This window comes from Microcystis sp. LE19-131.1A (genome assembly GCF_027532015.1).
GTDB lineage: Bacteria > Cyanobacteriota > Cyanobacteriia > Cyanobacteriales > Microcystaceae > Microcystis > Microcystis ichthyoblabe_A.
In genome coordinates, this window is the sequence record NZ_JAPZSS010000218.1 from 1 (window position 1) to 7,641 (window position 7,641).

Annotated in this window: 9 protein-coding genes and 1 pseudogene; 2 read left to right on the plus strand and 8 right to left on the minus strand. The window is 43.0% G+C overall.

The genetic code is table 11. The features are described from left to right. Nucleotides 1-144 (plus strand): annotated as a pseudogene (locus O9323_RS22735) (glycosyltransferase family 2 protein); the annotation flags it as partial. A gap of 25 nt (nt 145-169) precedes the next feature. Here the strand turns inward: O9323_RS22735 and O9323_RS15960 are convergent. The 8 genes from O9323_RS15960 to O9323_RS15990 form a co-directional block, all read right to left on the minus strand. Next, nucleotides 170-1,255, minus strand: coding sequence for a GNAT family N-acetyltransferase (locus O9323_RS15960; RefSeq protein WP_288125412.1), 1,086 nt, complete (start codon nt 1,253-1,255; stop codon nt 170-172). A 95-nt stretch (nt 1,256-1,350) separates the two neighbouring features. Next, nucleotides 1,351-1,617 carry an acyl carrier protein gene (locus tag O9323_RS15965; RefSeq protein WP_288125413.1) on the minus strand — a complete coding sequence of 89 codons (267 nt, stop codon included), beginning with the start codon at nt 1,615-1,617 and terminating at the stop codon, nt 1,351-1,353. A gap of 16 nt (nt 1,618-1,633) precedes the next feature. Further along, a complete protein-coding gene (locus O9323_RS15970; RefSeq protein ID WP_288125414.1) occupies nt 1,634-3,514 on the minus strand; it encodes an HAD-IIIC family phosphatase in 1,881 nt (626 codons plus the stop codon). Then, complete coding sequence (locus tag O9323_RS15975; protein ID WP_288125415.1) at nt 3,496-3,918, minus strand: VOC family protein; 423 nt, start codon at nt 3,916-3,918, stop codon at nt 3,496-3,498. Before O9323_RS15975 ends, O9323_RS15970 begins: the two co-directional genes overlap by 19 nt. 12 nt (nt 3,919-3,930) lie before the next feature. Beyond that, nucleotides 3,931-4,086, minus strand: a complete 156-nt coding sequence (locus O9323_RS22740) for a hypothetical protein (protein ID WP_353851596.1) — start codon at nt 4,084-4,086, stop codon at nt 3,931-3,933. Between the two features lie 19 nt (nt 4,087-4,105). Then, nucleotides 4,106-4,567, minus strand: coding sequence for a class I SAM-dependent methyltransferase (locus O9323_RS15980; protein WP_288125416.1), 462 nt, complete (start codon nt 4,565-4,567; stop codon nt 4,106-4,108). Between the two features lie 219 nt (nt 4,568-4,786). Next, complete coding sequence (locus O9323_RS15985) at nt 4,787-5,566, minus strand: glycosyltransferase family 2 protein (protein ID WP_288125417.1); 780 nt, start codon at nt 5,564-5,566, stop codon at nt 4,787-4,789. A 26-nt stretch (nt 5,567-5,592) separates the two neighbouring features. Next, a complete protein-coding gene (locus tag O9323_RS15990; protein WP_288125418.1) occupies nt 5,593-6,432 on the minus strand; it encodes an XrtA system polysaccharide deacetylase in 840 nt (279 codons plus the stop codon). A 77-nt stretch (nt 6,433-6,509) separates the two neighbouring features. Here O9323_RS15990 and O9323_RS15995 point away from each other — a divergent pair, with 77 nt between their 5' ends. Next, a complete protein-coding gene (locus O9323_RS15995) occupies nt 6,510-7,490 on the plus strand; it encodes an NAD-dependent epimerase/dehydratase family protein (protein WP_288125419.1) in 981 nt (326 codons plus the stop codon). Nucleotides 7,491-7,641: the final 151 nt, after the last annotated feature.

The window sequence follows — 7,641 nt, forward strand, 5'->3', positions numbered from 1 at the left end:
CAAGATGTGGGATTGATTACTCCAAAAATATCTTACCCGAACGGGGACATCCAATACCTTTGCAAGCGTCAACCTACGGTTTTGACCTTATTTATTAGACGTTTTATTCCTAAAAAAATGCAATTTCTTTTCAAAAAGAGAGTAGTATCGTGGTTGAGCGACAAAAACTTCACAAAGCATCATGATCGCCAAAGGCAAATCGCCAATCTTCAAGCTTCGATAAGGAAGGTATATCTGTAACCTTGGATTGAGTCCAAATCAACATCACATATTGCTCAGGAGATTTAAAATAGCCGCACGGCTGTACTACCTGCTTAATTTTTTCTCCAATGCCATCCAGATAGAGCATGACTTCGCAGCCTTTTCTGAAAGCATGAGTTTCGACTGCTGCTAATAAATTCGGAGCATATACTTCTATTCCAGAAGGAACTACTAAATCCATGATGACTCCAGCATAAATCCCGTTGCCTCGCTTTGCCGCTCGGTAAATTATTGCTGCTGCTAAACCTCCCTCAACTTTTACACCTAATAAAATATAAGGGTCTTCCTCTAAATTGGTTCGATACCTTGCTCTCAGTGAATTAGCTGTTACTTTCTCGTGCAAGCGATCGCCTGCATCCTCCTCTAGAAGACGACATAAAGCCGCTAAATCATCATCACTGTCCCAGGAAAGTTGCTCGACAGATAAAGTGCGTTCAAATCTGAAAAAATTCCGCGATCGCCAATAGAGAGAGTATGTCCAATCAAGCGGCTGGCAGATAGCGTCTAGATAGGGAGGAAGTTGCTTTGATTTTCTTACTAGCTTCGCTGGTTGTAGAAGTTTGGCGAGTACCGCTAGATCGCCAGTTTTCACGAAGCCAAGCTTGAGATGAGCCTGCCATACTTCTAACCGTCGGTTGGCAGTATAAATAAAATCTAAATTAGATTCTTTGGCTCCCTTGAACATGGCAAACACCAGTTGGGGATAGAGCATGAGTTTGCGATAATCGGGGTGGATAAACAGATTTTGCCAGTAGCCTGCCTTGTAGCAATTTGTCTCTTGTTGCAGTTCTCGAACAGCCCAACCACTCAAACCAACAGGCTTGCCATCGACTAAAGCCAACCAGTTGCGAACAGTGGAGCCTTCTGCTCCATAAACCGTATGCTTTACTGCCTCTACACTGTATTGTTGTTCGTCTCTCAGGTTAATCAATTCAACGATCGCAGCCAGATCGCTTTCTTCAAGTTCCCGAATGGTTATCGATGGTCGAGTCATTGGATTTTGGAGTTTGGCTCTGTAGATTGTGTTAGGTGCGTATTTTGTCGGAAATTGACGGCAAGTCAACGATGATTGCGCCGTAACGCACCAACTTAAGACGAGGAAGATATCTTGATCGTTTTCTCGCTTACCAGTTGAGAAATCGCTTCTACACTGAGCATTGTCGCCATTTCTTCGGGACTGAAGCTCACGCCAAACTCTTGCTCCAGAGCTAGGACTAAATTGAGGTGCTGAATTGACTCCCATGCCTCAATGGTTTCTGGGGAACTGTCTAGACTGACTTGTTCAAGGGGAATCTGAAAGATATCGGACACGATCCCGCGTACTCGTTCAACAACATCATTGCTCACGCTCAACATACCTCATCAACGCTCATCAATAATCAACCTCGATCCAGGCTGGGAATTCTATTGTCTCATCTAAGAGGTCTTTTGACCAAAGCTCTGACTCTCCATCTTGTTGGATACAGTCAAACCCGCGATCGCGGTAGAAATCCTTGGCTGGTGCGTTCTTCCTGGTGGGCAAATACCAGCCAACTAATTGGGTTGCTCCTCCTTGACACGCTCGCTCCATCATCACGCTCAAAATGGCTGTCTCTACCGTGCGTCCGATAACCCGACAACTCATCAAAAAAGTATCGATTTCAAATTTTTCGCCCTTTTGTTGTCCGATAACCACCCCGATTAAACCATTGTCGCCAAAGCGATCGCGCAAGCGACAGGTATAGATCTGCCAATCAGGACGGGACATTAAATCAGCAATTTCCTGCTCCGTCCTCCGTTTGGTTGTCAGGTTAAATTGGTTCGTTTTCTGGGTTAATTGGGCAGTCCGTGCCAAGGTAGCTTCTGTTACCGGAGAAACTTCCAACTGCATTTGCAAGGAATAGTAAAAATCCTCCAGAGAAGTGGCACTTTGCGCTAGTTCCTGGCGCTGTCTCTGTTCAGCATAGTACCTACCCCGCTGGCTGTCTTCTGAAGATAGAGTCAGTCGCTCAAAAACGGGAGATTGCCTTAACGCTGCTGCATATCCTAACGGATTTGATGGTAAGTCAATGACCGTTACCTCCGGCAATTTCTGCTTTATCCATTCTCGTTCCGCCGGATTGTCATCAACAAAGGCTAAGGAATCAATGCCAATATTGAGTTCCCTGGCAATTTCTTCTAAGTTTTGTGCCTTATCTTGCCAGTTAATCTTGAGCGCCGCAAAATGTTCGATCCGTAGCACCATATCTGGATGTTTTTCTAATACCTCAAGTGCCTCAGTTGGATTATTCTTACTACAAATTGCTAAAATAATTCCTCGTTTATACAAATCCAAAATAGCCTGTTGAAATTGACGGAACGCTGCCCCTGGATATTCACTTCCCAGAGCAATCCCCGTCATTCCCTCTTCGCCGATTACTCCACCCCAAAGAGTATTATCTAAATCGACAACTAAACACTTACAAATACGCCCTGTCAGGGGATGTAAGAAGCGCAACCATTCGTTAGCTAAATGAATCAGGCAATCAGCCGCAATTGGCATACGCATGGTCAGCCATTTACTCTCATCGTACCAGCGAGAACGCCCCCAACGACTAATTAGTCGGTCATAATCTAGGAGATATAAGCCATTTTGCCGTAAAGCTTTCTGGTACAGAGCTTGATTGATTGCCGCGATCGCTTGAGTTTGACTCGCTTCAATCTGCCAATCCAAAATGCCCTGACTGAGAAGGTGAAGTTGTTCTAAGGTATGGACGACCAATGAAGCTTGGCTATTTTTCTGAAAAACCTCTAAGAGACTGGTTAAATTGCTCGTTGCTTGTTCAATTGTTTCTTGATATTTTTCTTGACTAAGATGAGCAAATTCTTCCCATAAAGTTGGTACTAAATCACGAGTTTGAACTGCAAAAAAAACGACATCGGGGTTGAATTGATAGAGTCCACTATGGGAATTTAAAATTTCCTGGGCATAGGTATTAAAATCACTGAGGTAAACTTCAACTTGAATGCCTTGAACTAAGGCAGTAGCTTGAAGCAAGGGGACAATTGGTTCAACCGTAAAAGATCGCAATAGGGCAACACGACAATTAACCAGGGGCAGTTTTCCTGCTATTTCCCTAGACTTAGAGAGTAAATAGCGAGCAGAAGCAGGTCCGGGTTGTTCTTGCCAGATTGCTTTGAGCAAAGCATAGGCTCCGGCAAAATCCTCCGTGTCAATCAGCCGCTCCGCTTCCTGGCGTAAATCTGTCCGCTTCTCTATGGGTTTGACTTGCATTTCTCTAACACCTCAATTAACTGCCGAGTTGGCGTATAAAACCAAGCGATGCGCCTCTGCTGAAAGGCAACTGCTGGTTGTGGTGGACTGACAACAACACATCCCATTTGTGAAACTTCTGCCACTACCTTATCAATATCTTCTACTTCATAACAGACATGATAAGCTGCAATTCCCTTGGCTACCATGTTTTTAACAGGGGAATCTTGAGCGAGGGGTTCTACCAGTTCGATAACAAATGCGTCTTTTACTCCCGTTCTCACGAAACATACCCTTGATTTTTGGATAGGATCGTCGAAAGGACCGGACAGGAGATGGTAGCCAAAAATCGTCTCATAGGTAGACAGTACCTTAGAAATGCTATCTACCGCAACGCCAAGATGATGAAATTGAAACTTTTCCATAAAAAGATCAAGCTACTTAGAGAGAATCCCAAAGGTTCGGTAGATAATCGGTTTCTTTCCTTGTTTTTTACAGAAATCATAGAAGGCACGGTTCCACACTACATCATCGGAGAGTAGCAGACCCCCTTCTACAATATGAGGATAGGCAGTTTGATACTCGAACATCATGTTATCATAGGTGTGTAAACTATCGTGCAAGAAAATATCCAACCTTGCCCAGCTTATCTAGCAATTGGGGCAATTCTTGACGAGCATCTCCCAGAATTAGCGTCCAGCTATCTTTTAAATATTCAGGTACAAAATAGCCGACTTCATAATTATGGTGAATTTGACCGTCGGCAAGTTGATAGATCTGCTTGTCGATCAATTGGTTCGAGTCAGCACTGGCTAATTTAGCTGGTAGATCGATAGAATAAAGATGCCCCTTGCCGTTTTCTTTCATGGCACACAAAATATAGGCACTGGAGACTCCTCTAGCTACACCCGTCTCTACAAATACATCAGGTTTGTACTTTCTGACTAGGAGATAGAGCAATAATTGATAGCCGAGGCGAAAGCTCTCTTGCTCTAACAACTTATGCTGTTCGAGGTGATCGAGGAATTTTTGAGGAAGGAAATAGTGTAGCGCCTCAATAATGTTGGCTGACATCGCCTGCTCTATAGACTGTGAGACGTGAAGTTTCATCGGCTCTCTGGGAATACCGAGAAGCAAGCCAGGATTCTGGAGAAAATATGGGATTGCCGAAAATTTATGGGGATATTTAAGGCGTTCTATAAGTGACTTTAAACTCATTATTGATTCTCCTATAATTTAATATCTTTTCAATTTCTATTCTTTAGAGCTTAACAAGAACAAAAGTTTTATGAATCAAAATAATCGCCACCCATGCTTAGAAAAAAAGTACATTCCTGATGCCATAAAAATTGCTGCTAGTTTAATTGATTTATACGCTCCCCTTCCTGCAAGGTGATATATCTGAACAAAAGGATAGAAGATAGTTTTATATTTTTTCGCCATTCTAACAGTTAAATCATAATCTTCAAAATACATAAATATATTCTCATCAAAATACCCTATTTCATCTAAACACTTTCTGCGAAATAGCATAAAACAACCCCCAATTACCGGAGCTTCCATGATTTGATTATAGCCAGTATCCCGCATTTCATACCAATCTATTGTTTTTTGAAATAAAAACTTTAATCTTTTCGGAGTAAATCTTTTTACTAAAAGCGCCCAGACAGTAGGATAGCGCCTGCAAACATACTGAATTTCTCCATTTTCTTCATAGACTTTGGGTCCGACAAGACCAACATCTTGATGATCTTTAAGATATTCAATTAATTCAATTATAACATTTTCCTCAAAATAAACATCGGGATTCATCACTAAATGATAATCACATTTTTTAACTCTTCCGAACGCTAAGTTATGAGCTTTTCCGAACCCAACATTTTCCCCGCTATTATAGAAATAGTCAATTTTAAAATCTTCTAAATCTTCAAATAATGATGCAAGTTCAGGGGTCGGTGAATTATCAACTACTGATAGACTTACTTTTATTGGAGTATTGAGTAGAGACATTACCGCTCGACGAACCACCTCTGGATCATTTCGATAAAGGACAAGGGAGGCACTCAGTTCCATGATTCTCCTAAGTTATAGACCATTTTCTAATTGCTAGATAGCTGAGGAGAAAACACCTGACTCATCGAACCAAATTGAAATTCTTCTAGTAATTTTCTCAAGCGACTTTCCGTCTGCTCAAGATTCAGGTAGTGGCGGAAGCGAGACAGTAAAGAAGCTCCACTAATACGAGGTTGTTCGGGATCGAACTCCCAAGGATGGAGGTAAATTACCGCTGGCTGTCCTTCAGCATTAATCTGGCGAATTGCCCAACGAGTCAAGGGAAGGGGAAACAAGCGGAAATAGCCCCCTCCAGCCACTGGTAAATTGCGTTTTCCTAACTGTACGGTACTCGGAGGAAATTCCCACAAGCCCTCACCTATCTGATTAGCAAAGCGATCCGCATTACTGATGCCATAGCGGTCATGAACAGCCACAGGAAAGATACTGGAATCGTACTTGATCCCATGCTTTTGGAGGATATCCAATGCCCATAAAGATTGATTAGTGATGGAAAAAACTGGAGCGCGATAGCCAACAACTGAATAACTTCCTAAAGCTTTTTGAATAGCCTCAAGGGAATTCTCCAAATCGGTAGCAAATTCTTCAGGCGTTTGACGATAGATCAGTTGATGCCAATAGCCGTGAGTAGCAATTTCATGTCCATCATCAGCAATCTCTTGAACCAACTCTGGATAGCGATCCGCTACCCAACCGAGAACAAAGAAAGTGGCATGGGTTTTGTATTCTCTCAGTAGGTTTAAAATGCGTTGGGTGTTCTCTACCACTCGGATGGGGTATTGACTCCAATCTCCACGGCTGACTATGTTGGTGAAGGACTCAACCTGAAAATAGTCTTCTACATCGAAAGTAAGAGCATTGAGCATTGGTATGCTAGATTTGACTTTACAATTAATTCACTATACACGCTTTATTAGTTTATGACAACACCGAGTCAAAAACCATGAAAAATCTCCTCGTTACAGGGGCAACAGGCTTTATTGGGGGGCATCTCCTCCCCCTCTTACATCAGCAGGGCTGGAAAATTACCGCAGCTGTGCGGAATGATTTCCCCCAGCCACCATCAGTACCCGTGAGAGTCACTTCAATCGGCGAAATCGATAGTCGCACTGATTGGACGCAGGCTCTCGAAGGAGTAGACACAGTCCTTCACCTGGCAGCCCTAGCTCACATCCTGCCCAATCAAATGGCAAAACCAGAGGCAGAATTCTTCAGAATCAATACCGACGGCACTGCTAATCTAGTCAAGCAGTCTATTAAAGCAGGGGTCAAACATTTTATCCTTATCAGTACGATTGTAGCAATAACGAGTTCCAGCGACCAAATCCTCACCGAAGACTCTTGCTGCCAACCTGATACCCCCTATGGTCAAAGTAAGCTTCAAGCAGAACAATCTCTGATCGATTGCGCCAATAACAGCCAAATGACTTGGACAATTCTCCGCCCAGCACTGGTCTATGGTTCTGGAAATCCGGGAAATCTTGAACTTTTGATGAAACTGGTAAACCGAGGTTTGCCCCTACCTATAGGCTCGGTGAAAAATCGTCGTAGCTTAATCTTTGTTGGTAACTTAGTAGATGCAATTGTCACCTGTTTAAACCATCCCAGTGCAGTCAATCAAATCTTCCTAGTTAGCGACAGTGAAGCTCTTTCCACACCTCAACTCGTTCGGGAGATAGCCCGAACAATACAGCGAAGTTGCTATCTCTTGTCAATCCCGCCTAGCCTACTCAAAGTTGCTGGTTATCTAGGAGACACATTGCAGTATCTAACCAAGCGACCATTCCCTCTTAATAGTTATATGGTTGATCGCCTCCTCTGCTCTCTCTATGTTGACTCTAGCTATATTCAAAAAACCCTGGATTGGCAACCTCCCTTTACTTTAGAGCAAGGATTAGCTCGAACAATTCAGCCAGAAAATTAGTGATCAGCTGGTCAAAAAGGCTTCATAATTCAAGTTCCGCTTTGACAAAATCGGCAGTTTTATAGAGAGAAAACCCCACTTTAGCGGCTATCATCTGCATAGCGCGATTATCCCTTAAAATTTCCCCTTCGATTCCCTCTAATCCTTCCTT

What these genes read in the sequence shown, in the direction of transcription:
- O9323_RS15960 (WP_288125412.1), bottom strand. Translation starts at nt 1,255, where the DNA reads ATGACTCGACCATCGATAACCATTCGGGAACTTGAAGAAAGCGATCTG.
- O9323_RS15965 (WP_288125413.1), bottom strand. Translation starts at nt 1,617, where the DNA reads ATGTTGAGCGTGAGCAATGATGTTGTTGAACGAGTACGCGGGATCGTG.
- O9323_RS15970 (WP_288125414.1), bottom strand. Translation starts at nt 3,514, where the DNA reads ATGCAAGTCAAACCCATAGAGAAGCGGACAGATTTACGCCAGGAAGCG.
- O9323_RS15975 (WP_288125415.1), bottom strand. Translation starts at nt 3,918, where the DNA reads ATGGAAAAGTTTCAATTTCATCATCTTGGCGTTGCGGTAGATAGCATT.
- O9323_RS22740 (WP_353851596.1), bottom strand. Translation starts at nt 4,086, where the DNA reads ATGATGTTCGAGTATCAAACTGCCTATCCTCATATTGTAGAAGGGGGT.
- O9323_RS15980 (WP_288125416.1), bottom strand. Translation starts at nt 4,567, where the DNA reads ATGTCAGCCAACATTATTGAGGCGCTACACTATTTCCTTCCTCAAAAA.
- O9323_RS15985 (WP_288125417.1), bottom strand. Translation starts at nt 5,566, where the DNA reads ATGGAACTGAGTGCCTCCCTTGTCCTTTATCGAAATGATCCAGAGGTG.
- O9323_RS15990 (WP_288125418.1), bottom strand. Translation starts at nt 6,432, where the DNA reads ATGCTCAATGCTCTTACTTTCGATGTAGAAGACTATTTTCAGGTTGAG.
- O9323_RS15995 (WP_288125419.1), top strand. Translation starts at nt 6,510, where the DNA reads ATGAAAAATCTCCTCGTTACAGGGGCAACAGGCTTTATTGGGGGGCAT.